Origin of the sequence: Streptomyces sp. B6B3 (genome assembly GCF_039871525.1) — a bacterium.
GTDB lineage: Bacteria > Actinomycetota > Actinomycetes > Streptomycetales > Streptomycetaceae > Streptomyces.
The window spans coordinates 1-15,469 of sequence record NZ_JBDPLU010000035.1; the positions used below are offsets into that span (position 1 = coordinate 1).

Annotated in this window: 8 protein-coding genes and 2 pseudogenes; 6 read left to right on the forward strand and 4 right to left on the reverse strand. The window is 75.0% G+C overall.

All coding sequences use genetic code 11. The features are described 5' to 3' along the window. Positions 1–323 precede the first annotated feature (323 nt). A complete protein-coding gene (locus ABGB06_RS37185; protein ID WP_347599312.1) occupies positions 324–2,000 on the reverse strand; it encodes a SpoIIE family protein phosphatase in 1,677 nt (558 codons plus the stop codon). 94 nt (positions 2,001–2,094) lie between these two features. Continuing rightward, entirely contained in the window at positions 2,095–3,486 is a 1,392-nt protein-coding gene (locus ABGB06_RS37190; RefSeq protein WP_347599315.1) for an NAD(P)/FAD-dependent oxidoreductase, read from the reverse strand. A 239-nt stretch (positions 3,487–3,725) separates the two neighbouring features. Here ABGB06_RS37190 and ABGB06_RS37195 point away from each other — a divergent pair, with 239 nt between their 5' ends. Both ABGB06_RS37195 and ABGB06_RS37200 read left to right on the forward strand, forming a co-directional pair. Then, on the forward strand, positions 3,726–4,655 hold the full coding sequence (locus tag ABGB06_RS37195) for a helix-turn-helix domain-containing protein (protein ID WP_347599318.1): 930 nt from the start codon (positions 3,726–3,728) through the stop codon (positions 4,653–4,655). A 283-nt stretch (positions 4,656–4,938) separates the two neighbouring features. Further along, a pseudogene (locus ABGB06_RS37200) lies at positions 4,939–6,696 on the forward strand (sigma-70 family RNA polymerase sigma factor); the annotation flags it as partial. A 183-nt stretch (positions 6,697–6,879) separates the two neighbouring features. On the opposite strand, the gene ABGB06_RS37205 reads toward ABGB06_RS37200, so the two are convergent. After that, entirely contained in the window at positions 6,880–8,970 is a 2,091-nt protein-coding gene (locus ABGB06_RS37205) for an asparagine synthase-related protein (RefSeq protein WP_347599321.1), read from the reverse strand. Positions 8,971–9,705: 735 nt separating this feature from the next. Here ABGB06_RS37205 and ABGB06_RS37210 point away from each other — a divergent pair. The 3 genes and pseudogenes from ABGB06_RS37210 to ABGB06_RS37220 all read left to right on the forward strand — a co-directional run. Next, on the forward strand, positions 9,706–11,163 hold the full coding sequence (locus tag ABGB06_RS37210) for an MFS transporter (protein WP_347599324.1): 1,458 nt from the start codon (positions 9,706–9,708) through the stop codon (positions 11,161–11,163). After that, the gene (gene lhgO, locus ABGB06_RS37215; RefSeq protein ID WP_347599416.1) at positions 11,163–12,407 is read left to right on the forward strand and encodes an L-2-hydroxyglutarate oxidase; all 1,245 of its coding nucleotides are present in this window, start codon (positions 11,163–11,165) and stop codon (positions 12,405–12,407) included. The genes ABGB06_RS37210 and lhgO overlap by 1 nt, the downstream gene beginning before the upstream one ends. 228 nt (positions 12,408–12,635) lie before the next feature. Then, a pseudogene (locus tag ABGB06_RS37220) lies at positions 12,636–12,848 on the forward strand (AfsR/SARP family transcriptional regulator); the annotation flags it as partial. A 317-nt stretch (positions 12,849–13,165) separates the two neighbouring features. On the opposite strand, the gene ABGB06_RS37225 reads toward ABGB06_RS37220, so the two are convergent. Next, positions 13,166–14,509, reverse strand: coding sequence for a PQQ-binding-like beta-propeller repeat protein (locus ABGB06_RS37225; protein WP_347599327.1), 1,344 nt, complete (start codon positions 14,507–14,509; stop codon positions 13,166–13,168). A 151-nt stretch (positions 14,510–14,660) separates the two neighbouring features. On the opposite strand from ABGB06_RS37225, the gene trmB reads away from it, so the two are divergent. After that, a complete protein-coding gene (trmB, locus tag ABGB06_RS37230) occupies positions 14,661–15,452 on the forward strand; it encodes a tRNA (guanosine(46)-N7)-methyltransferase TrmB (protein WP_347599419.1) in 792 nt (263 codons plus the stop codon). Positions 15,453–15,469 lie beyond the last annotated feature (17 nt).

The following is a 15,469-nucleotide window of genomic DNA, read 5'->3' on the forward strand; positions in this document are numbered from 1 at the left end:
CGCGAGCAAGAACATCCTCGCTGAATGCGCCAAACAAACCCCAGGAAACCCCAAGGCCCTGTCTGGCAGTCAAATCATCTGGCATTGACAACATGACACGCTGTTGAGTTCTCAAGGAACGGACGCCTTCCGGCGTTTTCCCTCTCGGTGTGTCCACTACCTTAGAGCGTTTCCCTGCGGATTCAAAATCCGGGTCTTCCAACAAGCTGTGGCCAACAGACCACGGACATGCAGAAAGAAGCCCTTGCGGGCGAATCGTTCAGGAGTGGAGTTGCGCCCTGTAACGAGCGCTTCAGCAACGTTACGCCGTCGTGGCGAGGAGGTCAACTTGAGCCCGGCAGGGCGAACTCCGCCCACACCGCCTTGCCGCCCTCGGGCAGCCGACGTGCTCCCCATTCCGCGGCGATCGTGGCCACCACGGCGATGCCACGCCCGGCCTCGTCCGCCGGCGCCGCCTGTTGCCGGCGCGGCAGATGCTCGTCCCCGTCGGTGACCTCGACGATCAGCCGGCGGTCGGTGCGCCGCAGCCGCAGGCCCATCGGGGCCCGGCCGTGCTTCAGGGAGTTGGCGACCAGCTCGCTGGCCGCCAGCACCCCCAGCTCGCGCAGTTCCTCGGGGAAGCGCCAGCTGGCGAGCACGCCGTCCGCGAACGCCCGGGCGCGCGGCGCGGCTTCGACGCCCCCGAGCAGGTCGAGCGCGGCGCCGCGGAACAGGTCGGCCTCCTCGCCGTGCCGTTCGGGGCAGGTGAGGACGAGGATCGCCACGTCGTCGTCGTGGTCCTCGGTGATGCCGAGGGCGCGCAGCAGCCGGTCGCAGACGATCTGCGGGCTCTCGCCGTCGCCGGAGGCCAGGGCGCGTTCCAGCGCGTCGAGCCCGTCGTCGATGTCGGCGTCGCGCCGCTCCACCAGGCCGTCGGTGCACAGCACGGCGCTCGCGCCGGGGCCGAACCGGACCGAGCCGGAGGCGTGCACCCAGCCGCCGGTGCCGAGCGGCGGCCCGGTGGGCTCGGACACCCGGTGCACGCCGCCGTTCGACTCGCGGATGAAGATCGGCAGATGGCCGGCCGAGGCGTAGGTGAGGCTGCCCTCGTTCGGGTCGTAGACGGCGTAGAGGCAGGTCGCGATCTGGGTGGCGTCGATGTCGGCGGCCAGACCGTCGAGCAGTTGCAGCACCTCGTGTGGTGGCAGGTCGAGGCGGGCGTAGGCGCGCACGGCGGTGCGCAGCTGGCCCATCACGGCGGCCGCGCGCACGCCCCGGCCCATCACGTCGCCGATGACGACGGCGGTCCGTCCGGCACCGAGGGTGATGACGTCGTACCAGTCGCCGCCGACCGCGGCGTCGATGCCGCCCGGCTGGTAGATGGCGGCGACGCGGAGGTCGTCCGGCTGCTCCAGCTCCTGCGGCAGCAGGCTGCGTTGCAGGGTGACGGCGGCCTGGCGCTGGTGTCGCTCGCTCTCCCTGAGCCGTTCGGCGGAGACCACCTGGTCGGTGACGTCGGAGGCGAAGACCAGCACCCCGCGCGGCGAGCCGTCGCCCGCGGTGTCGAGCTGGACGGGGGTGCAGGTGAAGGTGAAGAAGCTGTCGCGGCCGTCGGGCGTCTGGCCCGGAACCCGCCGGGACTTCAGGGTGCGGGGCGTGCCGCTGCGTCTGACCTGGTCCATCAGCGGCAGCAGGCCGAGGTCGACGAGCTCGGTGAGCGACTCGCGGGCGGGGGTGCCGGGCGGACGGGAGCCGAAGAGCGCGGCGTAGGCGTCGTTGACGTACGCGACGCGGTGGTCGGGGCCGTGCACGACGGCGACGGGAGCCGGGACCTGGCCGAGCAGCTCGTGGACGGCGCGGGCGGCGACGCCGGGACCGCGTGCCGGGCCGGGGCTCGCTGGTCGGCCGCCGGGGTCCTTCAGCTCCCCGCGGGCCGCGGGCACGCCGCCGGATTCTCCTCCGGTGGCGGCGTGGCGCCGCTGCGTTCCGGGCAGCCGGATACTCCAGCGCGTCAAATTCACAGCGTTCCGATCCGATTCGTCCTGTTCTGCCTTAACTCGTCCCCCGCGTCGTCGCTCACCCATCGTCACACGGAGCCGCGCCAGAAGGGGCGAGTCAGCGCCCTTCCGGGTGGCGTCCGGTGCCGGCGGCGAGCTCGAACTCCGCCCGTGGCTGTTCCAGCGAGCCGAGGGAGACGATCTCACGTTTGAACAATCCCGCAAGGGTCCATTCCGCCAGCACGCGTGCCTTGCGGTTCGCGGTCGGCACGCGACTGAGGTGGTACGCGCGGTGCAGGAACCAGGCGGGGTAGCCGGTCAGGCGCCTGCCGCGGACCCGTGCGACGCCCTTGTGGAGGCCGAGGGTGGCGACGGAGCCGGCGTGCCGGTGACGGTAGTCGGTGACCGACCGGCCGCGCAGCGTCGCCGTGATGTTGGTGGCGATGTGGCGGCCCTGCCGCAGGGCGTGCTGGGCGTTGGGGGCGCAGAGCACGTGTTCGGGCACGGGTTCGCCGATGCTCGCGGGCGGGAGCGGCGGCGCCGTGAGGTCGGGGACGGCGGCGGCGTCGCCGGCGGCCCAGATCCGCTGGTGGCCCTCGACGCGCAGGTCGACCGTGCAGCGCACCCGGCCGTTCCGGTCGAGCGGGACCCCGTAGGCGGCGAGCACCGGATGTGCCCTGACGCCCGCGGTCCAGACCAGGGTCCGGGTGGGGTGGCGGGAGCCGTCGTCGAGCACGGCGGTGCGGCTCTCGCAGGATTCGAGCCGGGTCCCCAGCCGCACGTCGATGCCGCGTCCGCGCAGCTGGCGGACGGCGTACTGGCCCATCTGCTCACCCACCTCGGGAAGGATCCGGTCGGCCGCCTCGACCAGGATCCATCGCAGCTCCTCCGGGCGGATGTTGTGGTAGTAGCGGCACGCGTAACGCGCCATGTCCTCCAGTTCCGCGAGCGCCTCGACGCCGGCGTAGCCGCCGCCGACGAAGACGAAGGTCAGGGCGGCGGCGCGGACCGCGCTGTCGCGGGTGGCGGAGGCGATGTCGAGCTGCTCCAGCACGTGGTTGCGCAGCCCGATGGCCTCCTCCACATGCCGGAACCCGATGCCGTGTTCGGCGAGGCCGGGCACGGGCAGGGTGCGGGAGATCGATCCGGGGGCGAGCACCAGGTGGTCGTACGGGAGCCGGAGCGGTTCGGCTCCGGCCTCGGCGCCGGCGATGGTGCGGACGGTGACGGTGTGGCGTTCCGGGTCGACGGCGGTGGCCTCGCCGGGGACGAAGCGGCAGCGGTCGAGCACCCGGCGGAGCGGGACGACGACGTGCCGGGGGGAGATGTTGCCGGCCGCGGCCTCGGGGAGGAACGGCTGGTAGGTCATGTACGGGTCGGGGCTGATGACGGTGATCTGCACCTCGCCGCGCCGGATCTCGCGCCGGAGCGTGCGCTGGAGTCGGTGGGCGGTGTAGAGGCCGACGTAGCCGCCACCGATCACGATGACGCGGGTGGGTTGCTTCGTCACCCGTCCATGAGGCACCCGGGGTCGGCCGTTTGTCCACAGCTCGGACCCGATGCTGCTCCGTTCGGGGGCGCGTGGTGGCGCTCGGAGCTTCTCAGTCGTAGTCGCCTGAACTATGTTCGTACTCTCAACCGGAGCGGTCTCGCGTGCCGCTCCTTGGACTGACGGGGCGGAGCGTTTCGGGGCTGGTCGGTGGAGATCGGTTCTCAGGGGGGCGTCCGCCTCACCGGGGGAAAACAGATATGGGGATACAGGGGACCGAGGACGGCCGCGAGCCGGCATCCTCGGCGGACCAGAGCCGTATGCGGGACGGGGTTGCCGGCGGCGAGGGGATCGACCGCGCGGACGGACTGGGTGGCGCGCAGGGGCCGGGGAGACCGGGTCCGTTGCGGGTGGACGCGCAGCGCAATCTGAGACTGGTGCTGAGCGCGGCGCGCGACGTCTTCGGCGAGCAGGGGTACGGCGCGCCGATGGAGGAGGTGGCGCGGCGGGCCCGGGTGGGCGTCGGGACGGTGTACCGGCGGTTTCCCAACAAGGAGGCCCTGGTGCGGTACATCGCCGAGGAGGAGACGCAGCGGCTGACCGCGAGTGCCCGGGAGGCGCTGGCGTTGGAGGACGAGCCGTGGGGCGCGCTCGAGGGGTTCGTGCAGCGGTCGGCGGCGGCCGGGACCGGGCGGTTGTTGCCGCCCGAGCTGCTGGCGGCGAGCACGGTGTCCGGCGGTGCCGGGGAGCGGGGGTACCTCCCGACCTCCCCGGCCGGCGGAGGACCGGGCGGCGGAGGACCGGGCGGCGCGGCCGGTGAGGCGGCCGAGGCGGTGGCCGCGCCGGGTGCGCGGGCGCCGCGGCAGCGGTCCGCCCGCTCGGCCGACGGCAACGGCAACGGCAACGGCAACGGCAACGGCAACGGCGGCCAGCGTACCCAGGAGCGTCCGCAGGAGACCCGTGAACTGCTGTCGGCCGTCGCTCAGTTGGTCGAACGGACGCGGGCGGCCGGGGAGTTGCGGGCGGACGTGACGGTGGCGGACCTGATGCTGGTGATCGCCACCACGCCGCCCCGGCTGGAGGACCCGGACCGGCGGTCGGCGGCGGGTCGGCGGCTCCTGGAGATCCTGCTGCAGGGACTGCGGGCGCGCGACGAGGTGGGCGCCCGACGGGTGTCGGGAGACGGGTGAACGAGCGGTAGCGCCCCCGGAAGAGTGGTTCTCGGCTGATCCGGGTGGGTCTGGGCTGTCCGTGTGGCACGCTGAGTGACACCGGGTGCTGACGCTGCGTGATCTGTTCGGGGCCACGCAGCCACGGACCGCACGCGGGCCACACACGGGTCACACCGAAGTCACCACGGGGGCCGTCGCCATGGGCGTTGCCGAGCCGGACGAGTCAGCGCCGAGCGAGCGGAGGAAGCCGAGGGATCGGGGTCGCGCCAAGGTCCCTCGGCAGCGGGCGCGCCAGGGCTCCTCGGACTATGTGCTGTTGGAGCGGATGCGAGGTGGCGACCCGGGAGCGTACGACGAGTTATACCGGCGCCATGCGGACGCCGTGCGCCGGTACGCCCGCACCTGTTGCCGGGACGCGGACACGGCGGACGACCTGACGAACGAGGTGTTCGCCGCCACCCTCCAGGCGGTGCGCCGCGGCGCCGGGCCGCGTTCGGCGGTGCGCGCGTATCTGCTGACCGCGGTGCGCCGGGTCGCGGCGGACTGGGCGAGCTCCGCGCGGCGCGAGCAGTTGGTGGAGGACTTCGCGACGTTCGCGGTCTCCGCGACGGAGGCCAGGGGCCCGGGCGACGGGGAGACGCTCGATCCGGGCGCGGACGTGCGGGCCATGCGGGAGGCGGAGCGTTCGCTGGCGATGCGGGCGTTCCGCAGCCTGCCCGAGCGCTGGCAGGCGGTGCTCTGGCACACCGCGGTGGAGGAGTCCTCGCCGCGCGAGGTGGCGCCGCTGCTGGGCCTGACCCCGAACGCCACGGCGGTGCTGGCGCACCGGGCCAGGGAGGGGCTGAAGCAGGCGTACCTCCAGGCGCACGTCAGCCGGGCGTTGACCGAGGACGGGGAGTGCGCGCGGTACGCCGACCGGCTGGGGGCGTACGCCAGGGGCGGTTTGCGGGCCCGGGCGGAGCGGGGGCTGCGCCGGCACCTGTCGGAGTGCTCCCGGTGCGCGGTGGCGGCCTCGGAGGTGCGCGACCTGAACCAGCACATCCGGCTGGTGCTGCCGGTGGCGGTGGTCGGCTGGTTCGCGGCCGACTCCTCGGGCGCCGGCCTGGCGTTCCTCGCGGGCGCGGGGGCCGGGGGTGGCGTCGGTGGTGCGTCCGGCGGGGGCGCGGGGGGCGCGGCGGCCGAGGGGGCGGGCGCGCCGCTGAAGGTGGGCATCGCCACGGGAGTCGTCGTGTCGGCGGCGGCCGCGGTGCTGGCGCTGGCCCTGGCCGGCGGTTCCGATCCGGAGGAGCCGCCGGCGGCCGCCCCGGAGCGGCCGGCGGAGACTCCGCAGGACCGGGAGCCGGGGTCCGAGCCTCCCCCAGCCTGGGAGGCTGGGAGGGGCCCCCAGGCCGACGAGGAGCGGCCTCCGCCGCCGGACCCGGACCCGGAGCCCTCACCCGCCCCGACGTCCGCCGAGCCGGACCCGGACCCGGACCTGGCCCCGGAGCCTTCCCCGGCCGAGGAGACCGGCCCCGAGCCCACTCCTGACCCGCCATCCGAGCCCCCGCCGGCCGCCGAGCCGACCGCCACGGCCGAGCCTCCGCTGGAGTCGTACGAGCTGGGCGAGTTGCGGTTCGGCGTCTTCGACGGCGGCGACGAGCCGACGATCTCGCTCGCCGACAGCAGCCCGGTGTGGCAGCGGGACGGACTGTCGATCGCCGGCGAGGAGTACCCGCAGGACATCACCGTGCAGGCCGCGTCGTCCGTCACGGTCGAGCTGAACCGCCCATGCCACCGCTACCGGGCGGTGGCCGGCGTCGACGACCTGACCCGCGGCCTGGGCCCGGTCGTCTTCAGCATCCACGGCGACGGCGTCGAGCTGTGGCGCTCGGACGAGGTGACCGGCGGCGAGGCCGCGGTGCCGGTCAACGTGTCGCTGGCCGGCGTGGAGACGCTGCGCCTGGACACCGAGCCGGACCAGGGACCGGCGCCGGCGTGGGGGTTCGCGGAGCACCTCCTGGCCCCGCTGCCCCCGGTCGCCCTGGCGGACTGGGCCGCGTCCGAGATCGCCTGCGACTGATCCTTCGCCCCGGGGCCGGCGGGCGTCGGCGACAGGAGCCGACGGGAACCAAGCGGGGACCCAGAATCCGCCGAGCAGCGGTGCCCGCCCCCAGCGCCCCGACCTACCGCCCGCAGCGACTCATCCCCCGGTGTGCGGACCGATCCGCAGGTACGGGGCTGACCGGCCGGCAGGGCCGACGGGTTAAGGGCTCACGCCGCTGGTGACGGCGCGTGGGTCGTGGTGGCCCTCGGCCGTCCAGCACGAGCCGCGGCGGGTGAGCAGGCGGCGCAGCCACAGCTCCGTGGAGACGAGCTCGGCGAGCCCGTCGAGCGGCAGCGGCTCGCCCTCGACGGCGCCGCGCAGCGCCTTGCGGACGGTGCGGGCCTCGACCAGCCCCGCGTCGGCGAGCAGCGGGGCGTCGAAGAGGTCGACGAGCTCGCCGATGTTGGCGCGCAGCCCGGTGCGGACGGACTCGGTGTGGGTGGCGGCGGTGGTGGCGCCCCAGCCGGGCGGCAGTTCCCGGACGCCGGCGCCCTGGAGCACCGCGCGCAGCACGTCGGCGCGGGCGCCGGGCTGCACCCGGAGGCTCTCGGGCAGCGCCTGGCAGGCGCGGACCACCTGGTTGTCGTAGAACGGGGCGTGCAGCCGCTGGTGGCGCACCTCGACGGCCTGCTCGAACACCCGGTGGTCGGCGGCGTTCCTGGCCAGCGCGGCGCGGGCGCGTTGCGCGCCGGGGCGGCCGGTGGCGGAGGCGGCGCGGGGCCGGGCGGCCACGGCCTCCAGCCGGATCGACACCTCGGCCAGCGCCTCGCCGGTGAGCCAGCCGGCGGCGGGCCCCGGGCGGCACCAGGCGAGCGCGGCGAGCGAGGCGCCCAACGCGCCGTTGCCGTCGGCGAGCAGCGCGTCGTGCCCGGGCCCGCGCAGCATCAGAGCGGCGCTGGAGATGCCCTCGGGATACGGGGTGCGGGCCAGCCGGCGGGCGGCGCGGTACACCGTGAACGGCACGACGAACGCGGGGCGTCCGGCGCCGCGGCTGGCCTTGGCCAGGGCGGTGACGGGTCTCAGCAGGTGCCGGCGGCGGCGGTCGATCAGCAGGTCGGCGAGCCGGGCGGGATGCGCGTCGAGGACCTGGCGGGCGCCGTGGCCGATGAGGTGGTCGGCGCTGCCGGCGGCCAGCCGGTGCCGGTGCCGGGCGGCCATGACCAGCGACGGGCCCGGCTCGTCGGTGAGCGGACCCGAGTCCAGCTCGGCGTAGGGCAGGGCCTCGTCGCCGGCGGCGACGATGACGTGGTGCAGCCGGGGGTTCTCGGCTATGGCGCGGGCCCGCTCCATCTCGGCGGCGCGGGCGATGCCGCCGGAGGTCGCGGCCGTGCCGACGGCGGTGAGGTCGTTGAAGGTGACGGCGAGGAGCCGCTCGCCGGCGAGGGTGGCGCCGGTGCCGTACACCGTGCCCGGCATGCCGGGCAGCCCCGCGGCCAGCAGCGCGAGGGTGGCCGAGGCGCTGCCGCCGGACAGGTCCGCGCCGACGCCGGGCGCCGGCTCGCGCCCGGAGCGCGCGGCGCGACGGTCGGCGGGGCCGAGTCCGGGCACGGGTCCGGGATCGCGGGCGGGCGCGTGGCGGGGTGCGGCGAGCCGGGTGCGGACCGATTCGACCAGCGCGTCGCGGACGCCGGCGATGGCCTCCTCCCGCTCGATCGGGGGCGCGGCCACGACGGTCGGGGTGGCGGGCTCGTAGTCGACGGTGCCGCGGTTGCCGCCCTCCCGCAGGGTCAGCGCATGTCCGGGGGGCACACGGTGCACGCCGCGGTACGGGGTACCGGTGCCGACGGCCTCCGGCGCCTCGGGGCAGGCCAGCAGCGCGGCGAGGTGCTCGACGTCGAGCTGCGCCTCGGTGAGGTCGGCGAGCGGCAGGGCGGCGGTGGCGTAGGCGGTGCCGCCGGCCCAACTGGTGTGGAACACGGGCCGGGTGCCGGCCAGGTCGGCGGGGATGACGGTGCGGCGGCCGAAGCGGGCGACCGCGGTGTAGCTGCCCGGCCAGGTGGTGAGTTGGCGCAACGCGCCGGCGCGCGCGGAGACCAACGATCGTCGCAGTTGGTCGTCGTCCGCGCCGCAGTAGCCGAAGACCGCGAGGTGGGTGTCGCCGTCGGCGTAGACGAGGCGGATCTCGTCCGGACGCCAGTCGCCCACCGCCCACAGCGGGTCAGGGCCATCCCACAGGGGCATGGCGCCCAGGGGCTGGATGTCCCGGGCAGCGCTGGCCGAGGCACCGCACCACCCGACCAACCACCTCATCGCACCGCCTCCCCCACGTGAAGTTCCCGCTGGCTTGCCGCCTGACTGTCATTGCCTGCCGGCCTGTAGGACGCTGTCCGCCGCGTAGGTGTTGAGGCAATGCTGCCACGGGTGTGGCGGGAACGGGGCATGGCGCGGAGGTAGTTCGCTCGTGCGGCGAACCACCTCGCATGCGCGCCGGTCTTCGCAGCCGGTCGATCGTGGACCGTCCCGGATGCGCACCGGATTCGTTCCGGATCTGTCGTCCTGCTCGGTGGATCGGCTGAGACCCGACGTAGATCAGTCGTGACTGACGGGAAACCGGCGATTTTCGGCCAAAGTCTGGCCAGCGGGCTGCCGCTCGGAGAGCGGCGTTCCGCGGCAGGCGGCGTCTCGGTCCGGGAGACGCTGGCCGCCTCCCGGACCTGACCACCGTCCGCGGGGAATGAGACGGCGGTTTCCCCCGGCCCGCCGATCCGTCAGGACAGCAGGCCGACCCACGCGGATTCCATCGAAGCCGCCGCCTCCCGTGCTGCCCAGAGCGCACACCCGGGCGCACGGCCACATGCCCGGAGCACAGTCCGCCGTACGCCCCGGATCGGGGCAGCGCTCGCACGGGCGTACGGACCAGAATCCGCCATCCGGTATTCACCCCCTTAACGGTCAGCAGGCACCGAACTACGCTGGGTTGGCGGAGGTACGGGAAGGCCCTGCGCTGGTCGTAGGGCTGCCGTTGGTGTGTGTAGGGGTGCGCGCATGTCCAGGGAGCCACGCGGGCCGAATGAGAAGCTTGGGGCAATTCTCGCCCTTGCCGGCATCAGCAACGCCGGACTCGCGCGCCGGGTGAACGACCTCGGCGCGCAGCGGGGCTTGACTCTGAGATATGACAAGACGTCGGTCGCCCGCTGGGTGACCAAGGGCATGGTGCCGCAGGGATCCGCCCCCCACCTGATCGCCGCGGCCATCAGCAGCAAGCTCGGTCGTCCCGTGCCGCTGCACGAGATCGGCCTGGCGGACACGGATCCCGCGCCCGAGGTGGGCCTGGCCTTCCCGCGCGACGTCCGGGCCGCCGTGGACGCCGCCACGGAGTTGTACCGACTCGATGTTGCCCCTGGCAAGGGCATCTGGCAGATGCTCGCGGGCTCGTTCACGGTCAGTGCCTACGCGACGCCGATATCGCGCTGGCTGATCAGCCCCGCCGACGCCTCCGTCGCCCGCGTCCCGCCGGCGACGACCCGCGGCGCCGTGCGGCTGCCGAACGGGCTCAGGTCGGAGCGGACGCCCGACGGCGGCTGGGGCCGGGTCGGCCACACCGACGTCTCCAAGCTCCGCGAGGCCGCCGAGGAGGCGCGCCGCTGGGACTCCAAGTACGGCGGTGGCGACTGGCGTTCCTCGATGGTGCCGGAGTGCCTGCGCACCGACGCCGCCCCGCTGCTGCAGGGCAGCTACAGCGACGAGGTCGGCCGCTCGCTGTTCCGCGCCACGGCCGAGCTGACCCGGCTGGCCGGCTGGATGGCGTTCGACACCGGCCAGCAGGAGGCCGCCCAGCGCTACTACATACAGGCGCTGCGGCTCGCCAGGGCCGCCGCCGACGTGCCGCTCGGGGGGTACGTGCTGGCGTCGATGTCGTTGCAGGCCACCTACCGCGGCTTCGGCGAGGAGGCGGTGGACCTCGCCCAGGCGGCGCTGGAGCGCAACCGCTCGCTGGCCACCGCCCGCACCATGAGCTTCTTCCACCTGGTGGAGGCCCGGGCCCTGGCCAAGGCCGCGGACGCCGCCGGCTGCGCCTCCGCGCTGTCCGCGGCGGAGAGCTGGCTGGAGCGGTCCCGGGTCGGCGACGGCGACCCCGGCTGGCTCGACTTCTACGCCTACGACCGGCTGGCCGCCGACGCCGCCGAGTGCTACATCGACCTCAAGGTGCCGGGCCAGGTGCGGCGGTTCACCGAACAGGCGCTGTCCGAGCCGACCGAGGAGTTCGTCCGCTCGCACGGGCTGCGCCTGGTGGTCGCGGCCGTGGCCGAGCTGGAGTCGGGGAACCTCGACGCGGCCTGCGCGGTCGGCCAGCGGGCGCTGCAGGTCGCGGGCCGGATATCCTCCGCGCGTACCACGGACTATGTCCGTGACCTACTCCACCGCCTCGAGCCCTACGACCACGAGCCGCTGGTCAAAGAGCTGCGGGAGCAGGCCCGCTCCCTCCTCGCCGCTCCGGCATGATGTCGCACATGACACCGGCACGGGCCGCGCGGGCCCGGTACGACTGCGACGTGCTCGTGGTGGGCGGCGGCATCGTCGGCCTGGCCACGGCGCACGCGCTGCGCACCGCCCGCCCCGGGCTCTCGGTGCTGGTGCTGGAGAAGGAGCCGCAGCTGGCCTGCCACCAGTCGGGGCGGAACAGCGGCGTCATCCACAGCGGGGTCTACTACCGCCCAGGATCGCTCAAGGCCAGGTACGCGGTGCGCGGGCAGGCGGCGTTGAAGAAGTTCTGCGCGGAGCACGGCATCCCGCACGCGGTGCCGGGCAAGCTGATCGTCGCCACGGAGGCGGCCGAGCTGCCGCGGCTGCACGAGCTGGCGCAGCGCGCCCGGCGCAACGGCGTGCCCGTCACCGAGCTCGGCGCCGCGCAGATCGCCGACCACGAGCCGGAGGTGCGGGGCATCGCCGCGCTCCGGGTGGCCACCACCGGGGTGACCGACTTCCGGGCCGTGGCCCGCCAGCTGGCCACGCTGGTGCCGGTGCGGTGCGATGCCGAGGTGATCGCCATCGACCGCCGCCCGGGGCTGGGCGTCGCCGTCGCGCTGCGCGGCACCGGCCGGACGCCCGCGGCCGGCGACGTGCTGCGGGCCCGGATGCTGGTCAACGCGGCCGGGCTGCACGCCGACCGGGTGGCGCGGCTGGCCGGTGACCCGCCGGGGCTGCGCATCGTGCCGTTCCGCGGCGAGTTCTACCGGCTGCGGCCCGAGCGGTCGGCGCTGGTGCGCGGCCTGGTCTACCCGGTGCCCGACCCCGCGTTCCCGTTCCTCGGCGTGCACCTCACGGCGGGCGTCGACGGCGAGGTGCACATCGGGCCGAACGCGGTGCTGGCGCTCGCCCGCGAGGGCTACTCGTGGCGGGCCGTCCGCCCGGCCGAACTGGCCGGCACCCTGGCGTACCCCGGAATGTGGCGGCTGGCCCGGCGGCACTGGCGGGCCGGCGCCGGCGAGCTGCGCCGCTCGTTGTCGCGGCGGGCGTTCGCCACGGCGGTGCGCCGCCTGCTGCCGGCGGTCGCCGACGACGACCTGCTGCCGGCTCCCGCCGGGGTGCGCGCCCAGGCGGTGCTGCCGGACGGCACCCTGGCCGACGACTTCCGCATCACCGAGGGCCCGCACACCATCCACGTGCTCAACGCCCCGTCCCCGGCCGCCACCGCCTGCCTCCCCATCGGCACCGAGATCGCCACCCGCACCCTCGCCGCTCTCTAGCCTTGCCGGCCGTCCGCCACGAGGACGGCGCCGCACCGGGCGCGGAGCGCCGCGGCATGCCGGCCGCCCGGCGGTGTGGTGGCGCACCGATCCCGGGCTCAGCGCGCCGGCCCGGACACACGGCCCTTGCGGACGGCCCCGAGCCGGGCGGGCGCGACCCGCAGGAGCGGGCACGGGCCTACGGCCCCGGAGCCCGTGCCGGCCCCGGCACGCCACCCGGGCGCCACGGTGCGTGCGCTCCTGGCCGACCTGCTGCCCATCACGGACGCGCGGTCCCGGCCGCCGCCCTCGTCGATGATCTGCGGGAGGGTGTGGCCGCCCGCGAACGCCGCCGGGGCGCTCCAGTCGAAGGTGGCGCTGCTGCGGCGCGCGCTGGAGAACGCGGAGCCGGGCGCCCGCGCGCTGGTGGAGACCGCGCCGCACGGATACCGGCTGCGGGCCGGGCGCCCGGCGGCGTCATGGGGTGGGCAGGGACCAGCACAGCGACGCGGGCCCCACACGCGGTGCCCGGCCGGACGGCCCTACGCCGGGCGGGCGCGGGGCAGCCGCACCAACCGGGGTACGGGGCGATGCCGCGGCGACCCCACTCCGCGCTCTGCGCCGGCCTGCCGGCCGCTCGGCCCAGGGGCAGACGTCCGCGGCGTGCGGGAGCGGGGCCGTGGGCCCCGGCCTCCGCGGCGGTGCCGGGCGCCGGGCCGCTCGCTCCGCACGGACCGGTACCGGCCGCGTGCCGGTCTGCGGCAGGCGGGTGGTGCGGGTCAGCGGGCGAAGGCGTGGAGGCGGAGGAGGGGGGAGTCGGCGGTGCCGGACTCGTTGAGGACGTAGAGCTGGTGGTCGTCGAACGCGACCAGGGACGGGATCAGCGGTCCGACGGATCCCACCGGGGTCTCGGCGCCGGTGGTCGGATCGAGGCGCAGGAGTTCCAGCCGGTCGCCGTCCTGGCGGCTGAGCAGCGGCGCGCCGGCGACGTCCACGCCGAGCAGTCGGGAGCCCTCGGGCAGGTCGCGCGCCCACACGCGTTCCCGGGTGGACAGGTCGTAGCCGGCCACCGCGTAGCCCGCCGTGCCGTCCTCCGGCTCGTACCGGGACACCAGCACGTCGCCGACCACGGCCGACTCCTCGGGCAGCAGCCCGGGCAGTTCCCCCGCCGCGCCGACCGACCGGCGCCACAGCTCCTCGCCGGTCTCGGAGAACGCCACCAGCTGCCGGTCCGGGTCCTCGCCCTGGAAGATCAGGACGGGGTTGCCGGCGAGGATTCCCGTGAAACCAAAATCAGGATCATCGGACAGGTGCGTCCACTCCAGCGCCCCGGTGTCCGCGCCGTACACGCTCAGCGCACGGCTCGCCGCCTCGCCGGACTGCTCCGCCGGACACTCACTGAGCATGACGATGCGCGAGCCCGCGTGCCGGACGGCCAGCGGTTCGGCCGCCGCGCACCACCCGTCGGTCGGCGGCTCGGGCAGCGGCAGTGCCTCGCCGGTCTCGGCCTCGAAGCGGTGGAAGCCCGCCACGCTGCCCGCCTCGTCGAGGTTGACGGTGACCGCCCGCTCCCCGACCGTCACCACCGGGACGCCGTCGCCCGGGTTCGCCGGGGCTGGCAGCTCGTCCGACCACAGCAACGCGCCGCTCTCCGTGTCGTACACGGCCAGCATCGAGCAGGCCGCCGCCGCCGAGTCCGCGGCGGGCGGATGCGCGGGGAGCCGGTAGAGCACCGCGCCGAGTCCTGCGGAATTCGTGCTCTGGCTCGCCGCGCAGGGCGTCTCCGCGCCCTCCGGCACCTCGGCCTGCCACACCGGCTGCCCGTCGAGCGTTCCGTAGCCCGTGACGTCCGCCGCGGAGACCCGGGTCACCACCGAGTCCCCCGGCCACAGCCGGGTCACCGTGTCCTCCCCACTCAGCCGCCCGGCGGCGTCCGGTGCCTGCCACACCTCCGCGAGCGGCGGCGCGGTCGCGGACGGAGACGCCGTCAGCTCCTCGGTGGTCGCCTCCGTCTCCAGCGCCGCGTCGGCGCGCGTGAACCACACCACGCAGACGGTGAGGAGCGCGAGCAGCAGCACCCCCACGGTGGCGAGCAGTCCTATTCGATCTTCCCCCTGTGCCATGACGCTGTCCCCCAAGTCCCCCGTTGCTGTTGCGACGTGGCGCACCAACAGAACCGACGCGGTCCGCGCCCGCACCGGTTCCGTGGCCGGGACACGTAATATCGGAGGCATTGTGTCCGACGAAGCACGTGGCCGGCGCGCGGGCGCCGCGATGTTCCCTCCCGGCGCCGGTCCGGCCGCCGATCCCGCCGCGGCGCCGGAGCCGCACCCCACCCGGGTCCGCAGCTTCCAACCCCGGCGCGGGCGGGTCACGCCCGGCCAGCGACGGGCGCTGCTGCGGCTGTGGCCGCACTGGGGCGTCGAGGTCGACGGCCGCACCAGGATCGACCTGGGCGCGTTGTTCGACGGCCGCCCGGTGGTGCTGGAGATCGGGTTCGGCATGGGCGAGGCGACGGCGCAGATGGCCGCCGCGGACCCGGACACCGGCGTGCTGGCCGTGGACGTGCACACCCCGGGCCAGGGGAACCTGCTGCGGCTCGCCGAGGAGCGCGGCCTGAACAACGTCCGGGTGGCCAACGGCGACGCCGTGCTGCTGCTCCAGGAGATGCTACCGCCCGCCTCGCTGGCCGGGGTACGGGTGTTCTTCCCGGATCCGTGGCCGAAGGCGCGGCACCACAAGCGTCGGATCATCCAGCCGGACTTCGTCGAACTGCTCGCCTCCCGGATGGCTCCGGGCGCGCTGCTGCACTGCGCGACGGACTGGGAGTCGTACGCGGAGTGGATGCTCCGGGTGCTGGAGGCCAGCCCGTCGTTCGCGAATGCCACGACTGGAACGGGCGGTGGATTCGCGCCGCGGCCGGCGGACCGTCCGGTGACCCGGTTCGAACGGCAGGGCCTCGCCAAGGGACACGTCGTCCGCGACCTGCTCTTCCGCCGCACCGCCGCCGCGGGCCCCGACGGCACCGACGACGGCACCGACGACGGCACGGACGCGCGGGGCTGATCCCGCCGCCAACATCG

Bases quoted from the DNA above. Each gene is read 5' to 3' on its own strand.
- ABGB06_RS37195 (WP_347599318.1), top strand. From the start codon at position 3,726: ATGGGGATACAGGGGACCGAGGACGGCCGCGAGCCGGCATCCTCGGCG.
- ABGB06_RS37205 (WP_347599321.1), bottom strand. From the start codon at position 8,970: ATGAGGTGGTTGGTCGGGTGGTGCGGTGCCTCGGCCAGCGCTGCCCGG.
- ABGB06_RS37210 (WP_347599324.1), top strand. From the start codon at position 9,706: ATGTCCAGGGAGCCACGCGGGCCGAATGAGAAGCTTGGGGCAATTCTC.
- lhgO (WP_347599416.1), top strand. From the start codon at position 11,163: ATGTCGCACATGACACCGGCACGGGCCGCGCGGGCCCGGTACGACTGC.
- ABGB06_RS37225 (WP_347599327.1), bottom strand. From the start codon at position 14,509: ATGGCACAGGGGGAAGATCGAATAGGACTGCTCGCCACCGTGGGGGTG.
- trmB (WP_347599419.1), top strand. From the start codon at position 14,661: ATGTTCCCTCCCGGCGCCGGTCCGGCCGCCGATCCCGCCGCGGCGCCG.